Consider the following 16563-nt stretch of genomic DNA (forward strand, 5'->3'; position numbering starts at 1 on the left):
ATCTTTATTCAAAATAGAGCGAATACATCTGCATGCCATATCGCGCTTGAAGGGAGGTTGTAGGGATGGGAACGGGATCGGATCATACACAATCCTTTTCGGGCAGCCTTTTTCAGGAACGCCTTCGAACCGAAGACTGGGGGCCGCGTTTTTTCGCTTATTATTACAAACAATGGGATGATTATCAGATGTCCTACCACACTCATGATTCCACAGAAATTATGTACATCATTACGGGCATGTGCCGGGTGGATGTGATGATGGCAGACGGAAGCTCGGAACAGGCGGTGTTGAAAAAAGGACAGTTCATCCTGCTGGATGCAAGGGTTCCCCATCGGCTGTTGGTGCAGGACGGCGTGCCGTGTCGGATGCTCAATGTAGAATTCGGTTTTGCGCGTACTGCATCTGGACAACTTACCCTAAGACAGCTTGCGCTGGAAGAGGATACGGTTCATACTTTTCTGACTCATCCGATGCCTTATCTTGTATTGCCTGACCCGGAAGAGGTGTATTACACGATGAAAAGCCTGGTACTTGAGCTGGATCAGCGTGGTCTGATGGAACAGAGGCAGAGACAGGAGCAAGCACCGGCACAGGAACAATCGCAAGAGCGAACGAAGTCTGGGCTTTCTCCTGTACACATGGGAGTGATTCCCGCCGAAGAGCGCACACTTCATCGTGAAGCCCGAAACCTGACATCGCCCGAGCAGGGAACGCTGGTACGAACCCTTTTTATCCAATTAATTGTTCGAATTGCAAGGTTGCGCGGCGAGATGGAACGAAGTGCATTGGATCAGACAGAGCTCTATGTCAAACGTACGATTGAATTCATGCATCACAATATGGATCGCAGTATTCAGATGAAGGATATCGCGGCAGCAGTCAATTTACATCCAGGGTATCTGCACCGCATTTTCCGTAATTACATGCAATGGACACCGACCGACTATCTGACGATGCTGCGGATGGAGAAGGCCAAGATGTTGCTACAGCAGACCAATATTCCCATCTCTGAGATTTCAGACTATGTGGGTGTGGGCAGTCGGCAGTATTTTCATATGCTGTTCAAAAAATATACGGGGAAGACGCCTGTTCAGTACCGGGATTCCATGGAGCGAATACAGTGGAGCTATCCGGAGGAATCGGAGTAGCAGCAGACAGCCGGGCTGGAACAGGAGGGTAGAAACTAACTGTTGAACTGAAAGGGCATTCATGATATCCTTTGTTCAGAAGTAACCAATTTGTCGATAATGCATTACTTAATTTAATATACTCAGGATTGTGACTGTTCGGCAGGCGATACCTAAATTGTTTGTAGTAAACATGAGTTGTGCATGTTACTGCTTCAATTTAGGTTTTTTTTATAGGAAGTTTTGATTTTTTGAAGAATTTTATGGAATATTAACGGGACGAGCATGTGATGAGTGGGGGGTGATGCAGATGAAGATTAGGAAAATTTTTAATAACAATGTGATCTTACTGACAGATGATAACGGGCACGAAATGATCGTGATGGGAAAAGGGATCGGGTATAACAAACATAACAGTGATGTTATCGACTTTTCGCAAGTGGAGAAAAAGTTTGTCGTTGAAAAAGCAACGTCTGACAAACTGATGGGGCTGATTGGTGAGATTCCAACCGAACATCTGGAGTTGTCGAATGAAATTATTGAATATGCGGAACAACAGCTTGCCCTCAAATTCAGTGACAACATCTACATCACCCTGACGGATCATATCAGTTTTGCACTGAGAAGGTTTCCTGAGGGCATCATTGTAAAGAATGCTTTGCTGTGGGAGATCAAAAAATTCTATGCAGCCGAATATGAGGTTGCCCTAAAGGCGCTCCATATTATTGAGCAGAAAACAGGTGTGAAGCTGCCGGAGGATGAGGCGGGTTCCATTGCTCTTCATTTTGTGAATGCACAGCAGCGTGGGCAGGATATGAAACAAACCTATCAGATGACGAAGATTGTTAACGATCTAGCGAACATTGTGAAATACCATTTTGGAATCAAACTGGACGAAAACTCGATTAATTACAGCCGTTTCCTCACACATTTGCGATATTTTGCGTACCGAATCCTTCATGATGAGTTGATTCCGGAGGATAGGGATTCTTTATACGATCATGTAAAGGACAAGTACCCCGAATCGTACGCGTGCGCGAAAAAAATTAGAAACTATCTGGAGATTAACTACGAGAAGAAAACAACGAATGAGGAAATGGTTTATTTCATGATCCACATTCACCGGGTCACGAACCGTGAGCATGATTTGGCGGAAGAATGAAGGAATACTTATACAAACTTATACATTAGGGATTGTGACTGTTCGGCAGGCGAAACCTGAACTGAGGCTTGTGTATTGACTAAGGTCAGTAGACGAGCTTCAGTTCAGGTTTTTATTTTGTCATCGTAGTATGTCATGCGAATGCATGAAGTGAAGATCTGAATTGTAGTGATTATTCAAAGTATGGGGGGAACAACATGGATCATCTCAAATTAGCTCAAAACATTGTAGATCGCGTTGGAGGAAGGGAGAACATTCAATCGCTGACTCACTGCGCTACCCGTTTACGATTTGTCTTGAACGATAACCGGAAAGCCGATGCAGACACACTCGAAAACACAGCAGGTATCCTGAAGGTGGTTGAAAGCGGCGGACAATTTCAGGTTGTTGTAGGCAATGACGTGTCGGAGGTGTACAAACATATCGTTGCAGAAGGGGATTTCGATGGAGCAGGTTCAGGTGCAAGCTCTGAAAAAGAAAAGAAGAGCATTCGTTCAGCTATCTTTGGCTTGATATCGGGCAGCCTAACGCCATTAATCCCGGTATTTGCCGGAGCGGGCCTGGTCAAGGCGCTGTTAATCGTTCTTGAAAGAGCAGGATGGATTGCTGTGGATAGTGGAACGTATGCCATATTAGCTGCGGCTGGGAACTCTATCTTTTATTTCTTGCCGATTCTACTTGGGATCACGATTGCTAAAGTTCTGAACGTGAACTCCTATGTGGCAGCAGCGATCGGCGCTGCATTAATGGAGCCGAATTTTACGGCTTTGACAGCAGCAGGAAATACAACTCATTTTCTAGGCATTCCTGTATCGCTAATGAACTACGCTTCGTCGGTCTTTCCGATGTTTATCGCCGTTAGCATCTACGCGGTTCTGGAGAAGTTTTTGAAGAAGATCATGCACAAAAATGTGCAGTTGTTCGCCGTCCCGTTCTTCTCCCTTGTCATTATGGTACCGCTCACGGCCATGTTGATTGGTCCATTCGGGCAGTACGTAGGTCAGTGGATTGGGGATATCGTTAATTTCCTCATTAACAGCAACTCTGTCATCGCCGGAATTATTCTAGGGGGAACATGGTCCTTCCTTGTATTGCTTGGATTGCACTGGGCTACGGTGCCTATTATTATGGGGAATCTGAGCGCTGGCGGAGATCTTATTGCACCTCTTGCGGCAACATCTGTAGCGGCTTCGATGGGGATTGGTCTCGGGGTATTCCTGAAAACAAAGGATAAAGATCTTAAGGCGTTGAGCGGTTCATCTTTCCTTTCTGCTATCCTGTCCGGGGTTACTGAACCTATTCTGTATGGTATCATTCTGCGTTATCGCAAAACACTCATTTATTTGGTAGCTGCTGGAGCCATTGCTGGTGGTCTGATGGGATATCTCGGCGTGAAGCTGATTGTATTCAATTTCTTCCTTAATGTGTTCACACTGCCGGCCCAGAGTCCAATGTTGTATTACATTTTTGGTGTGTTGACTGCGATTGCGGGCGGAGCCTTGTGTGTGGTGCTGTTTGGCTACGAAAGTAAGAAAAATGATCAGGTTGCTGAAGGTCCTAAGGTACAGCAAGACGAGAATAACCCAATCGAAAGTAAAAGTGAAAGTGACCAGCAATCAGCATCTGGATCATCGACGGGGAAAATAGAACAAAACGCTGCCGGAATCGATACGAACGTAGCGATGGAAAGCCTGATTACAAGTCCACTCGAAGGCAAAGTGATTCCGCTTCATGACGTGGAGGATGTCGTATTTTCCTCGGAGTCAATGGGGAAGGGCGTAGCCATCATTCCGTCCAAAGGTCAGCTGGTCTCCCCGGTAGACGGGGTTGTGTCGGTCACGATGAAAAGTGCACATGCCATCGCAGTCACCTCGGATGAAGGCGTCGAAATTCTCATGCATATCGGTATAGATACGGTGAGATTAAAAGGGCAGTATTTTACTCAGAAGGTTCAGCAAGGGAACCGAATCCGTAAGGGAGAGGTACTGATTGAATTTGATATGGATCAGATCCGGAACGAAGGCTTTAAGCTGACCACGCCAATTGTGGTGACGAACTCCGATCAATTCCGCGTCATTACGCCGTTGATGTCAGAAGGAACGGTTGCTGTCACAGAGGAACTAATATCTGTTCGATCCTAACATAGAATCAGAGAGGGGAAGAGCAAGATGAAGCTGATTGTTAATGCAGATGATTATGGCATCACCATGAGAGTAAGCGAAGGCATTCTACATGGAATGAAACTGGGTCTGATTACAGATACCTCCGCATTGGTGAACTCGGTACATTTTGAAAAGAGTAGTATCATGGCCCTTGAAGCGGGCATTACGGCTATGGGGGTTCATCTGAACCTGACGTTCATGACCCCAGTGCTGGAAGCCTCGGCTGTTCAGAGTATTGTGAATGAATCAGGCCATTTCTATCGAAAACCTGGACTTATTCCTTCGACCTATGATCCTGGAGAAGTACGAGCAGAGTTGAAGGCACAGATCGAGAAGTTTCTCGCTTCCGGGCTAACGTTGAATCATCTGGATACTCATCATGGAGTGAGTGTGAAAGATGCACAAATGTTTGATTTGGTCATGGAACTGGCCCGGGAATATAACGTTCCCATGCGAAGAGATGACCTCTTATCTCGCGAGTTGGAGGGGAAGCTTATGGATGCGGGGATTCGGTCTACGGATATATTGTGTGGTGATCCAGCTATGTCTTCGCTTCAGGAACCATGGCTGCGCGGGGTACTGGATCAGTATAAGGATACAGAAGATATCGTTGAGATAGCTGGACATCCGGGTTATGCGGATGATGAACTGCGAAGCATCTCATCTCTAGTAGATGAGCGTGAGCACGATCTTGCGGTACTGGTCAATCCAGCGCTACGGGAATATGTGACAGAACAAGGTATTGAGCTCATTAGTTACAGCCAGTTGTAGTGGAGGTTTGCGGGCTGCATCGTTTCAGAGTTTAGCAGATATTCATGAAGGTGTAAGAGGGTACAAGAAAGTATGAGAAGACATAAGTTAGGATTTTTGACACCTTGCCTCTGAACAGGTCATGATTTTGATAACGCTCTCCGTAGCTCTGTTGTTACAATGAACCCATGAAGCAAGTCATTAACCGAAGCCGGAAGGTTCGGATTACGGGAGGACATGTACATGTCGTTCAAAGTAGCGTTTATCGGTGCGGGCAGTATTGGATTTACAAGGGGATTGTTGCGTGACCTGCTCACTGTACCGGAATTCAATAACATCGAGATCGCATTCTGCGATATTAATCAGCATAATCTCGACATGGTCACCGAGCTTTGCCAGAGGGATATCCGCGAGAACGGATTGAATATTCAGATTCAGCCGACAACCGATCGGAGAGAAGCGTTGAAAGACGCCAAGTATGTTCTGTGTACGATTCGTGTAGGGGGACTGGGAGCTTTTGCAACCGATGTCGATATTCCGCTCAAATACGGGGTGGATCAATGTGTTGGGGATACGCTGTGTGCAGGCGGCATTATGTATGGACAGCGCGGGATTGCCGAGATGCTTGAGATCTGCAAAGATATTCGCGAACAGAGTGCGCCGGATGTGTTGCTCTTGAATTACTCGAATCCAATGGCAATGCTGACATGGGCTTGTAACAAATACGGTGGTGTGCGCACGATCGGGTTATGTCACGGCGTTCAGCATGGACATCAACAGATTGCGGAAGTGTATGGACTGCAAAAGAGTGAAGTGGATATTATCTGTGCAGGTATCAATCATCAGACATGGTATATTCAGGCGTCCCACAAAGGCAAGGATCTTACGGGTGGATTGCTGGAAGCTTTTGAGAAGCATCCCGAGTACAGCCGTACGGAGAAAGTTCGGATCGATATGTTGCGTCGCTTTGGTTATTACAGTACTGAATCCAATGGTCACTTAAGTGAATATGTGCCATGGTATCGCAAACGTCCTGAAGAGATTAATGACTGGATTGACATGGGAAGCTGGATTAACGGTGAAACGGGTGGATATCTGCGCGTGTGTACCGAGGGGCGCAACTGGTTCGAAACGGATTTTCCAAACTGGATGAAGGATGATCCGATGCAGTATTTACCAGAGAAACGCGGCGAAGAGCACGGCTCTTATATCATAGAGAGCCTGGAGACAGGACGTGTGTATCGTGGTCATTTTAACACCGTGAACAACGGGGTGATCTCCAACTTGCCGGATGATGCCATCATTGAAGCACCGGGTTATGTAGATCGTAACGGCATCTCGATGCCGCATATCGGTGATCTGCCTCTGGGCCCAGCGGCGGTGTGTAATGTAAGCATATCCGTGCAACGTCTGGCGGTGGAAGCGGCAGTGCATGGGGACGACAAGCTGTTGCGACAGGCATTTATGATGGACCCGCTGGTAGGCGCGGTTTGTAATCCGAAGGAAATCTGGCAGATGGTCGATGAGATGCTGGTTGCACAGGCGAAGTGGTTGCCACAGTACAGTGATGCGATTAAAGCTGCAGAAGTGAGACTTGCTACAGGTGATCTTATTCCAACCAGGGCTTACGAAGGTGCTGCGCGTCTGAAGGTCAAAACGGTAGAAGAGATGCAGCAAGATCGGGAGGCCGCGAATAAAAACGCAGGTGAGTCCGATAAAGGCAAGGATCGCGAGAAAGTAAAGCAGTAGAGAGTGCAGGAACGAATCATTTTTTTAGATAAGCAACTACATGACAAGCGGATGATAATTTGTATTCGCTTGTCATGTAGTAGTTTAATTGAATTTACATATTGTACTTACTTTGCTTATTAAAGCTAGCATAAGATAGAAAAATAGATAGGGCAAAAACAATAATTAAAATTATAAAAGAAGTCACTTCTGAAACAGGTGTAGGTTTGAATAATTGGAACCTTCCCTTAAATTCGAAGATATCATGAGCTATTACAGAGATTAAGTTACGTACATCGAATTTCCCAAGTACAGGAATTATAAAATCATATACAAAAAATAAAATAACGGGAAGAAGAGCGGACTTAAATAATATTCCCATGAAAAAACCAATTGATGCAAATATAAGACTGACTAATAAGCTAAATAAAATTTGAAGGGTAAGGTTATTCGGAACAATAGCATCATCAAACCTTGTTAAAGTTTGCTCTGCGATTCCAGAAATAACTTGATTATGGAAAATAACTCCTGTAATTAATGAAGAGAATAAAGTAACAACAAAAACAACCAAGACTCCTAAGAAAATAGAGAGTATTTTTGAGGTGATTAATTGTGATGGACCCATTAGTGTGGCTTTAATACTAACTGTTTTATATTTATAGTCATAAGAAGCTATAAATATAGAATAAATAGCAAAGATTAATGGAAAGAAAACAAAAGTCATCCATTCTAACGTATTTGTAACAATTGAATTTATAGTAAGATGATTTATCGAAGTCGCTGCTTCTTCCAGACGTAGGCGAACAGGATTATCTACAACTTGTTCAGTGCCAGTGCCGCTGATATTTATAGGCATATCAAGCATTTTATCAACATCCATGCCTTCTTCTTTATATAAATTATAGGTTCTAACGTATAGATCGTAAGAACTCGCAGCCTTCGATTTTAAACCATATATATTCAATAAAGAGATGGAAACTGAAATAATCATAGTGATCCATATAATGCGAGAATACCATTGATATTTTAATTCTTTTTTTGTTCTATTTAATATAACGTTCGTAGATGTCATTCAATCCTTCCCCCTCTTGAAGTTCGAAATCTTTAATTTGGATCGCGGATTGATCATTCATCAAAATAAGATTGTCAATAATAGAAGTATAATATTCAAAATGGTGCCCTATTGCTATAATAGTGGTATCTACTGACAACTTTCTCAAAAGAGATTTAAGATCTAAGAGAGCTTCGTGATCTAATCCATTTGATGCTTCATCAAGAAATAAGTATTTCGGTTTAGTTAGCAGAACTCTCATTAGGCTTAATTTTTTTTTTTGCCCGAGAGAATAGTTTTTTACTTTGCTTTTTAAAATTTCTGGTTTAAGAAAATGAGGCATAAGTATATCATGATTATTCTCATTTGCATTCTTAAAGGAATGGTTGGTTAATAATTCTAAATTCTGGGATCCGGTTAAATTGTGATAGAGTGGGCTATTATCATATACAACCATTACATCTTCCCTTACCTTTTCAAAATGACAATTATCATATCTAATTTCCCCAGTGTAATCTTCGAGATTTAAAAGACATTTTAGTAGAGTGCTCTTTCCAGAACCATTAGGCCCAGAGATAAATGTAATTTTATTTTCTGGAATTTTTAAGTTTAAATTATTGAAAATAACTTTATTTTTGTAGTCCTTTGACAAATTAGAAATAGTTATCATGATTTTCACCTCAAGTAACTGAAAACAACGACCATTTTTTGGTCGTTGTTTTCAGTTGTTATAAGTATTTTAGTAATTAGTGGCTGTTCCGTCCTTATTAACCTTGATGTAATCAGAAAAGTCTGATTCGTAGACGGTTACATCCCCCCAAGGAGATACAACACCGGCACCAATAGTAGTTTTGGAAAGATAGATGTGATAAGAAGCAGCTGAAGAACTCTGTTTGGTTATTCCTCCTTTTCTTACTATGTTAGGGAACACATATCCTGAATCTTGACTACCACTACTTGAAGTAATTTGATTACCATTTGAAGTCCAATCTACTACCGCGTCAGACCAAGCTAAGAAGCTTCCTCTAGTAAGTTTTACTGTGTAAGGTATATTGCTTGCTGCGAGTGAGTAAACACCATCGTTATTAACAGTTTGTACCTCACTTAGTACAGCATTGTTTGCGGCTTCAATTACTTCAAGTTGATTAGCAGTAAGGCTTGGAGCATCTGAAGCGAGCACTGGAGAAACAGAAAGCAATAAACTTAAAGCAAGGGCGCCTGACGCAACTTTTGTGGTAATGCGTGATAACTTCATTCAGTAACTACCTCCAACTATTTTTTTGTATTACATCTATAATTTACCATGTAAAAACACTTTTGCATACCTTTAAATGGAAATAAATATACTGATTTTCTTTTAAATACTATTATTGTCGTTTTTCTCGTTAAGTATATTAATTTAATAGATGGTAAAATTAATCAGATGCAGGCTTTATTTTCACAAATTGTTGACAATTCTTAGGGTTGAATTCGCTGGAAATGAGCAAGATGCTCGACTCTTATCTCATGCTATGTTATTATAAGTCTCTGATAACGTGGTAACGAACTAAAGCGTTTGAGCTTGGTCATAGACATGGAGGGGTACGAGAGATGAGAAAGAAAGCAATTCTACTATTATTTATCAGCATATGTATGATCATTATGGCGGGCTGTTCCAGCTCCGCAAATAAAGATGAGAACACCATCATTGTAGGGATCGACGATAAGTTTGCTCCAATGGGATTCCGGGATGAGAAGAATGAAATTGTCGGGTTTGACATTGATTATGCCCGTGCAGCTGCGGAGAAAATGGGTAAAAAGGTAACTTTCCAGCCGATCGACTGGTCTTCCAAAGAGTCGGAGCTGAACAGCGGCCGGATCGATATGATCTGGAACGGATATACGATTACAGATGAGCGCAAAGAGAAAGTGCTTTTCACGAAGCCTTATCTGGAGAACAGTCAGGTTGCAATTACTCTGGCAGACTCCCCGATTACGAAGCTGGACGAGCTGGACGGCAAAAATGTAGGATTGCAGGCCTTGTCCTCAGCGGCAGATGCGCTGGCGGCAAGTCCTCTGAAGGATAAAGTTAAAGCTTCCGAATTCAAAGATAATGTACTGGCGCTGACTGATCTGAAAACGAAACGTCTGGACGCAGTCATCATTGATGAAGTGGTCGCAAGATATTATATGTCCAAGGAAGAAGGTACCTTCAAATTGCTGGATGAATCACTGGCGCCAGAGCAATATGGCATCGGGATCAAAAAAGGCAATGAAGAACTTCTCAATCAGTTGCAAAAAGCGCTGGATGAGCTGAATGCGGACGGCCAAGCCGCTGAAATCTCTAAGAAATGGCTTGGTGAAGACAAGGTTCTGAAGTAAGAAATGAATTGGTGAATTTGAAAGCAGCCAGGTGAAATACGCCTGACAAATAAAGATGTGGGATTTTTCCCAGTTGGGAAGACAATACTCACGAAAACGACGACCCCGTATTCCATGCTGGAGCGATATGCTTCCAAGGAGTGCGGGGTTAACAGATTAGAGGAGAACTAATTCATGAATTGGGACTATATTTCAACGATTATAAAACCGATGCTGGAAGGTGCACAAACGACGATTTTCTTATTTCTGCTTGCGATTGTGCTATCGGTACCCCTAGGATTCGCGGTAACGTTAGCGATGCGGAGCCAGTTCAAACCGCTGGCGTGGATTGCGCACACATACGTCTATGTGATGCGTGGGACACCGTTACTTTTGCAAGTATTATTTTTCTGTTTCGGCCTTCCATTACTTCCGGTCATCGGGGAGTATCTGGTCTTTGATCGTTTCATTGCAGCGGCTATCGCATTTATTCTGAACTATGCAGCTTACTTTGCAGAAATCTTCCGGGGCGGATTGTTGTCGATTGATAAAGGGCAGCATGAAGCGGCTAAAGTGCTTGGACTCACGAAGTGGCAGACAATGACAAAAGTTATCATTCCACAGATGGTGAGGGTGGTGCTTCCGGCCACAGCGAACGAGGCAATTACGCTGGTTAAAGATACGGCATTGCTCTACGCTGTAGCTGTACCCGAGTTGCTCTATTATGCGCAAGCCGCAGTGAATCGGGATTTGCAACTCATTCCATTTTTCGTAGCGGCAATTATGTATTTGCTTATGACTCTGGTGCTTACCTTATTATTCAAGGTTCTGGAGAAGCGTTTTTCGCATGAATAAATCAAATCTGTTCAATCAAAGGACTGTCTGCATATGACCTATAGTATAGAAGTAAATCAGTTGAAAAAATCATTTGGCACACTGGATGTGCTGAAACAAGTCTCTTTTAACGTGGCTCCAGGTGAAGTGATTGCGGTAATTGGACCTTCAGGTTCGGGGAAAAGCACGATGTTGCGCAGCTTGATCCACCTGGAAGATGTTACGGGCGGAACGATTCGCATTCAGAATCAGTCGCTGGTGGATGATGGGCGGTACGCAGGTGCTACCGAGATTCGGAAGATTACCGATCGTATGGGCATGGTGTTTCAGCATTTTAATTTGTTCCCGCATCTGACTGTACAGGCGAACCTTGAACTTGCACCGAAGACGTTGAAAAAAGAGAGCATCAAGGCAATTCGCAGCCGCAGCATGGAGTTACTTGCCAAAGTCGGACTGTCGGACAAGGCCGATGCTTATCCGGCCAATTTGTCCGGTGGACAGAAGCAGCGCGTAGCGATTGCGCGCGCCCTGATGATGCAGCCAGATATCCTGCTCTTTGATGAGCCAACCTCGGCTCTCGACCCGGAGCTGACGGGAGAAGTGCTTCGTGTCATCAAGCAACTGGCGCAGGAAAACATGACGATGATGATTGTCACGCACGAGATGAGCTTTGCTCGTGATGTTGCGGATCGTGTCTTCTTCATGGACAATGGCGAAATTGCCGAGCAAGGCCCGCCAGATCAACTCTTCGGTGCACCAAAGCTCGCACGCACCCAGACGTTTTTGAAACGAGTGGATATGGAAGAGTAACGGTGGAGCGTGATTTAAAACAGGTGCGAGTGCCAAGCTCCCATGAAATCCCTGGGAGATTCGCACCTGACAATAGGTTGATTTGATACCTTTTGGCAAATGACCTTGAATATTTTAGGGGTTTTATATTAAGATGATACTAATTATTAGAAGAATTAAACGAGAACACGTAATAAAGTATACAATCTATGCTTTTATTACGTGTTTTTTCGCTGTCGCACTCCGTATGGAGTGCGAGGATTGAAATAACAGCCACGTCCCGAACAATATCCCGAATAGCAGGTCGCACTCGTATGGAGTGCGTGGATTGAAATCGTACTAGTTCAGTGTCTCCTGCGTTTTGTAACTGGTCACACTCTGTATGGAGTGTGTGGATTGAAATCATTTGTAAACACGATAAGTCATAATAGGGGAGTAGTCGCACTCCTTCTGGAGTACCTGGATTGAACTCTGATTTTCTCGACTTGCACCTAACACGCTAACGATCACAGAGAAGCTTATTTTGTCGTTTCGGCGACCTTTGGAATTCTAACGATCACCACAAGCGCTATTTGGGCTGAAACCCTCAAAATGTAGCGTAAATCGCTGTATTTCAAGTAAATAAGCTTTCTGGTGATCGTTAGATTTTATAAATGCCTAAAATAGGCTGAATAGCGTCGCTGGTGATCGTTAGAATCTGGCAAACCGGAGACCGCCCAAACTAGTGTGCATTTAGAACGAAACTTTCTCCATAGGTAATATGTGTAGAGAAACCTCGATTTCATATGATTTTCCCGACAGACACGCACCACCATTTTTGATAAAACTGTGAGCCAGTTGGTTCATGCAGTCTATCGTGTTATAGTTTTGACTGTGGGTGTATTCTACATATTAGGAGTACGATCAATATGCTACTTATTACTAGAAAATTGATAAATCGACTAAGCGAACCTTACAAAGAAGCAGATATGCTGGCCTGTTATGTTACGTCACAAGCGATTTCCTCAACGACATCTCGAGCTATATTGCTGATCAATCATGATGTGCTTAAAATTTTGTTCCTCAATTTATTTTCTTCCAAAGTTGTTCAAATGGTTCGAATACCACTTTCAGATCTGGAGCAACAGCGACTCAAATCCGGGGTTTCGTTGGCGTCGATATGGTCATTTCAGTCTCATGGTATACATTATCGGTTTAGCATCATCAAAAAAATGCTTACGCTTGGCTCCATGCAAGCAGAGTTTCTACAGTTTATTGATGAACATGTTGTGAGAGCCTGACGATAAGTATAGAGTCTTTTTACGTATAACATGTAGCCAGCAGAGGTTACCCTATTAAAAAAAAGAAAATTCAAAAAGGCATATCCATTGTCCCGACTCGCTGCATAACAGCCAGTCTGACATAAAGGATATGCCTTTTACATTTCTATAACCGTTTGTGTTGATATTTATATTAAATCGAACATGATAGCTAAGTTTTATACCAAAGCTGAATATCTTATCTAAGCCTGAAATACAGCTTCACTGCTGAGATTTTCGTTTTCAACCGTGCGATGTTTCAGGAAATACGTTAACGTACCGACCAGACCGAGAACTGCAAAGATGCATAGAATGCCGATCTGATCCCAGGCGACGCCGAATTGTCCGCTGGAGATGACCGCTTTGTATCCCGTTACGGAGTACGTCATTGGTAGCCATGGGTTGAACACTTTCAGCCAGTTTGGAATGAGTTCCAGTGGGAACGTTCCTGCGCTGGTGGTGAGTTGGAAGATGAGCAACAGGATGGCAATGAAGCGTCCCGGATTCTCCAGCCAAGTTACCAATGCCTGAATGATGTACATGAAACTCAGACTCGTCACAAAACTGAACAAAAGGAATAACGGCACACTCTGTACCTTCAGGCCAAGCCCGTATAACACCAGCCCGGAAGCGAGCAAAGATTGAACGCCGCTCATAATGGTGAAGGCAAGGGTTTTGCTGACAAATCGATTCCAGCCACTTGCGTCACTTACACTACTGCCACGTGTTGGTACAACCAGCGTTGCAATCAACGCACCGACAAATAATCCGAGTGATAGAAAATAGGGCGAAAAACCTGTGCCGTAGTTGGGCACTTCGTTTAATTTGTGTTCATCGACATGAACAGGCTCGGCATACATCGTAACCAGTTCATCGGTCTTTTTGACACTGCTCGTTTGCTGCGCAGCATCGTTTAATTTGGTGGCGAGTTCGCCGGAACCGTCGGTTAACTTGAGCGTGCCTTCTTGTAGCTTACCAGCACCATCAGCCAGCTTATGAGAACCATCCGTAAGGGTAGAAACCCCGCCCTCCAGCTCATTCACTCCGGCCAAAAGCTTGCCAGCACCAGCGTCTAGTTGCTCTGATCCTGTTGCCAGTTTGGCACCGCCAGCGGCCGCTTCGTTTAATTTGGCATTGAATTGGTTGAGCCCGGCACTCAGCTTTTCTTGTCCGCCGGATAACTGTGCTGCGCCTTGTACCAGCTGCTCTTCACCTTGAACCAACTGGCTGCTGCCTTGATGCAATTGTTGCTGTGCAGCTTGCATTTGCTGACTTCCGGCAACGAGTTGCTGTCCGCCTTGATATACCTGCTCACTGCCAGCGGCAACGGCCTGGCTAGCTGCGAGTAGCTCTTGAACAGCGGGGCTCGCTGCCAGTTCGGGATTGGACTTTGCTAGTTGAGCCAGACCTTGGGCGACTGCTTTGGCGCCTTCGCTGACTTTGCCGCTACCTTCCACGGAAGTTTGCAGTCCGGCGGTCAGCTTGGCACTGCCTTGTTCGGTAGCTGCGAGTCCTGCGTCCAGTTTGGACGCGCCTTCCTGCGCAACTTGAATACTGGCATGCAGCTGTTTACTGCCAGCTGCGGCCTGTGCTGCGCCGTCACCCAGCTTGGTGCCGGCGGCAGCTAATTGTGCGAGACCATTCGATAATGTGCTCGCGCCAGTGTGAAGATCACCTGTGCCTTTGGCGAGGGTTGCTGTGCCTTCTTTTAACGAAACGGCGCCGGTTTGCAGCTTGCCTGCACCGTCAGCCAGTTTCGCCAGGTTTTCTTTTAACGTAGCCGCCCCTTCGTCCAATTTGCTTGCTCCATCATGGATTTTACCTGCGCCATCTCCGGCATCTGCCAAACCGTCCGAGATTTTCTCGACCTTATCCAGCAGGGTTTCGGTATATGATTCTGTGACTTTGGCAGAGACTTTGGAGCGAATCTGTTTGACCGCCGTGCCACCGATCTGACCCGCAAGGAAGTTGTAACCTTCGTTGGGCTCGTAGATCAGTTCTGCCGGAGCCGGATGCTCATCCATCAGGGTAGTTGCTTTGGCGGAAAAGTCCTCTGGAATGACAATGGTCATGTAATATTTGTTGTCCTTCATGCCTTGTTCTGCCTGGTCGCGGGTGACGAACTGCCAGTTAAAATCATCGCTTTTCTTCAACTCATCAACCAGATTCTGGCCGACTTCAAGCGATTTGTCATTGTAAACTGCACCCCGATCCGTGTTGACCACGGCTACAGGTAATTCATTCATTTTGCCATATGGGTCCCAGAAGGCGTTCAGGAACAGTCCGCTATATAACACGGGAATGAACAGCACAACGAGAATGGGAATAAATACTTTTGGTTTCTTGAAGGCGGATTTCAGATCCTGCCCAAATACACGAAATGATTTCATGATGTTCTCTCCCTATCTTACGCTTATCCCTTGTTTCTCTATTAGTATGGTATGTGTGCGTCCGCGGGCGTTTCTCTAGGTGGGGGATAATCCATTTTTGAGAAAGAGGCCCACAAACGCTTTGATCTGATCCTTGTGCAGCGTAGGATGCGCTTTATTCCAATCGGATGTTAGGCTGACGTATAACTTCAGTAGCACAAACGAGACCAGCTTGGGATCGTCGGTACGAATTTGCTGTAATTCCATGGCCCGACTAACCTGACGCTCGAGGTATTCGAGAATGGCTTTCTCTACTTTTTGCAGACCCTCTCTCGCTTGGGGTGTTCCGAAATCGTTGACCTCTTGGAAAAGCTTGATCAGCAGCTCATGCTCCTCCCGATATTCCAGCAACGAGTCCATACTCTGATGCACGTTATCCAGAAAAGAGTTTTCATCCTTCACCGTCTGCTCCGTAATCCGTTTCATGTCTGCAATAATCGAGCGCAGGATCTCATCAAACAATTCTTCTTTGTTCTCGAAAAAGGTATAGATCGTTCCTTTGCCCACATTGGCCAGTCTCGCCACTTGTTCCATCGTTGTGGCTTTGTAGCCAAACAGGGCAAAGGATTTCTCGGCAGAGTCCATCACCTGTTGCCTTCGATCTATCGTTTTCACGGCTATGCACCTCCTTGGGGTCTGACGTGTGTAAGGGTGTAGCGGGTAAAACACGAGAAGCAGTGTGAAGCAGTAGAGATTTTTGAAAATGATGAAGCAAGTTGAAGCGATGGTGAAAGGATTTGAAAAAAGATGAACCAAACTTTGCGATTGACCAGTTTACTGTTTTGGTCAGTTGGTCGTTATTTAATGTAGCACTTGTGTATGAAGTTAGATGTGATCTATGTCATAGTTTGGAAAGTGAACGTTGTGATGGTGTGGGTAGGGAGAAGCTG

14 protein-coding genes are annotated in these 16563 nt (G+C 44.6%); 9 read left to right on the forward strand and 5 right to left on the reverse strand.

Annotation, left to right across the window (positions count from 1 at the left end):
* Positions 1-65 precede the first annotated feature (65 nt).
* From EC604_RS04795 to EC604_RS04815, 5 genes are all read left to right on the forward strand, one after another.
* Positions 66-1151 (forward strand): AraC family transcriptional regulator, encoded by a 1086-nt coding sequence (locus EC604_RS04795; protein WP_123063053.1) that lies wholly within the window; start codon positions 66-68, stop codon positions 1149-1151.
* Positions 1152-1440: 289 nt separating this feature from the next.
* The gene (licT, locus tag EC604_RS04800) at positions 1441-2292 is read left to right on the forward strand and encodes a BglG family transcription antiterminator LicT (RefSeq protein ID WP_123063054.1); all 852 of its coding nucleotides are present in this window, start codon (positions 1441-1443) and stop codon (positions 2290-2292) included.
* 197 nt (positions 2293-2489) lie between these two features.
* On the forward strand, positions 2490-4433 hold the full coding sequence (locus EC604_RS04805; RefSeq protein ID WP_123063055.1) for a beta-glucoside-specific PTS transporter subunit IIABC: 1944 nt from the start codon (positions 2490-2492) through the stop codon (positions 4431-4433).
* A 27-nt stretch (positions 4434-4460) separates the two neighbouring features.
* Positions 4461-5225: a carbohydrate deacetylase gene (locus tag EC604_RS04810; protein ID WP_123063056.1), complete on the forward strand. Its 765-nt coding sequence runs from the start codon at positions 4461-4463 to the stop codon at positions 5223-5225.
* 222 nt (positions 5226-5447) lie between these two features.
* Positions 5448-6953, forward strand: a complete 1506-nt coding sequence (locus tag EC604_RS04815; protein WP_123063057.1) for an alpha-glucosidase/alpha-galactosidase — start codon at positions 5448-5450, stop codon at positions 6951-6953.
* A 94-nt stretch (positions 6954-7047) separates the two neighbouring features.
* Here the strand turns inward: EC604_RS04815 and EC604_RS04820 are convergent, their stop codons facing one another.
* The 3 genes from EC604_RS04820 to EC604_RS04830 all read right to left on the reverse strand — a co-directional run bounded on the left by EC604_RS04820 (position 7048) and on the right by EC604_RS04830 (position 9238).
* Complete coding sequence (locus tag EC604_RS04820; protein ID WP_123063058.1) at positions 7048-8004, reverse strand: hypothetical protein; 957 nt, start codon at positions 8002-8004, stop codon at positions 7048-7050.
* Positions 7976-8653, reverse strand: a complete 678-nt coding sequence (locus tag EC604_RS04825; RefSeq protein ID WP_123063059.1) for an ABC transporter ATP-binding protein — start codon at positions 8651-8653, stop codon at positions 7976-7978. Before EC604_RS04825 ends, EC604_RS04820 begins: the two co-directional genes overlap by 29 nt.
* Before the next feature lie 69 nt (positions 8654-8722).
* Positions 8723-9238: a hypothetical protein gene (locus EC604_RS04830; RefSeq protein WP_123063060.1), complete on the reverse strand. Its 516-nt coding sequence runs from the start codon at positions 9236-9238 to the stop codon at positions 8723-8725.
* Between the two features lie 335 nt (positions 9239-9573).
* Here EC604_RS04830 and EC604_RS04835 point away from each other — a divergent pair, with 335 nt between their 5' ends.
* The 4 genes from EC604_RS04835 to EC604_RS04850 all read left to right on the forward strand — a co-directional run bounded on the left by EC604_RS04835 (position 9574) and on the right by EC604_RS04850 (position 13226).
* On the forward strand, positions 9574-10344 hold the full coding sequence (locus tag EC604_RS04835; protein ID WP_123063061.1) for an amino acid ABC transporter substrate-binding protein: 771 nt from the start codon (positions 9574-9576) through the stop codon (positions 10342-10344).
* A 174-nt stretch (positions 10345-10518) separates the two neighbouring features.
* The gene (locus EC604_RS04840; protein ID WP_123063062.1) at positions 10519-11178 is read left to right on the forward strand and encodes an amino acid ABC transporter permease; all 660 of its coding nucleotides are present in this window, start codon (positions 10519-10521) and stop codon (positions 11176-11178) included.
* A gap of 33 nt (positions 11179-11211) precedes the next feature.
* A complete protein-coding gene (locus tag EC604_RS04845) occupies positions 11212-11967 on the forward strand; it encodes an amino acid ABC transporter ATP-binding protein (protein WP_123063063.1) in 756 nt (251 codons plus the stop codon).
* A gap of 887 nt (positions 11968-12854) precedes the next feature.
* Positions 12855-13226, forward strand: coding sequence for a hypothetical protein (locus EC604_RS04850; protein WP_123063064.1), 372 nt, complete (start codon positions 12855-12857; stop codon positions 13224-13226).
* Positions 13227-13447: 221 nt separating this feature from the next.
* On the opposite strand, the gene EC604_RS04855 is transcribed toward EC604_RS04850, so the two are convergent.
* Together EC604_RS04855 and EC604_RS04860 are read right to left on the reverse strand one after the other, a co-directional pair.
* Complete coding sequence (locus EC604_RS04855) at positions 13448-15634, reverse strand: YhgE/Pip domain-containing protein (protein WP_123063065.1); 2187 nt, start codon at positions 15632-15634, stop codon at positions 13448-13450.
* A gap of 75 nt (positions 15635-15709) precedes the next feature.
* Positions 15710-16288, reverse strand: a complete 579-nt coding sequence (locus EC604_RS04860) for a TetR/AcrR family transcriptional regulator (protein ID WP_123063066.1) — start codon at positions 16286-16288, stop codon at positions 15710-15712.
* Positions 16289-16563: the final 275 nt, after the last annotated feature.

It is taken from the genome of Paenibacillus amylolyticus, from assembly GCF_003719335.1.
GTDB lineage: Bacteria > Bacillota > Bacilli > Paenibacillales > Paenibacillaceae > Paenibacillus > Paenibacillus amylolyticus_D.

Coding starts and splice junctions, on each gene's coding strand:
- EC604_RS04805 (WP_123063055.1), top strand. CDS start 2,490: ATGGATCATCTCAAATTAGCTCAAAACATTGTAGATCGCGTTGGAGGA.
- EC604_RS04830 (WP_123063060.1), bottom strand. CDS start 9,238: ATGAAGTTATCACGCATTACCACAAAAGTTGCGTCAGGCGCCCTTGCT.
- EC604_RS04835 (WP_123063061.1), top strand. CDS start 9,574: ATGAGAAAGAAAGCAATTCTACTATTATTTATCAGCATATGTATGATC.
- EC604_RS04850 (WP_123063064.1), top strand. CDS start 12,855: ATGCTACTTATTACTAGAAAATTGATAAATCGACTAAGCGAACCTTAC.
- EC604_RS04795 (WP_123063053.1), top strand. CDS start 66: ATGGGAACGGGATCGGATCATACACAATCCTTTTCGGGCAGCCTTTTT.
- EC604_RS04825 (WP_123063059.1), bottom strand. CDS start 8,653: ATGATAACTATTTCTAATTTGTCAAAGGACTACAAAAATAAAGTTATT.
- EC604_RS04810 (WP_123063056.1), top strand. CDS start 4,461: ATGAAGCTGATTGTTAATGCAGATGATTATGGCATCACCATGAGAGTA.
- EC604_RS04820 (WP_123063058.1), bottom strand. CDS start 8,004: ATGACATCTACGAACGTTATATTAAATAGAACAAAAAAAGAATTAAAA.
- EC604_RS04840 (WP_123063062.1), top strand. CDS start 10,519: ATGAATTGGGACTATATTTCAACGATTATAAAACCGATGCTGGAAGGT.
- EC604_RS04845 (WP_123063063.1), top strand. CDS start 11,212: ATGACCTATAGTATAGAAGTAAATCAGTTGAAAAAATCATTTGGCACA.
- EC604_RS04855 (WP_123063065.1), bottom strand. CDS start 15,634: ATGAAATCATTTCGTGTATTTGGGCAGGATCTGAAATCCGCCTTCAAG.
- licT (WP_123063054.1), top strand. CDS start 1,441: ATGAAGATTAGGAAAATTTTTAATAACAATGTGATCTTACTGACAGAT.
- EC604_RS04815 (WP_123063057.1), top strand. CDS start 5,448: ATGTCGTTCAAAGTAGCGTTTATCGGTGCGGGCAGTATTGGATTTACA.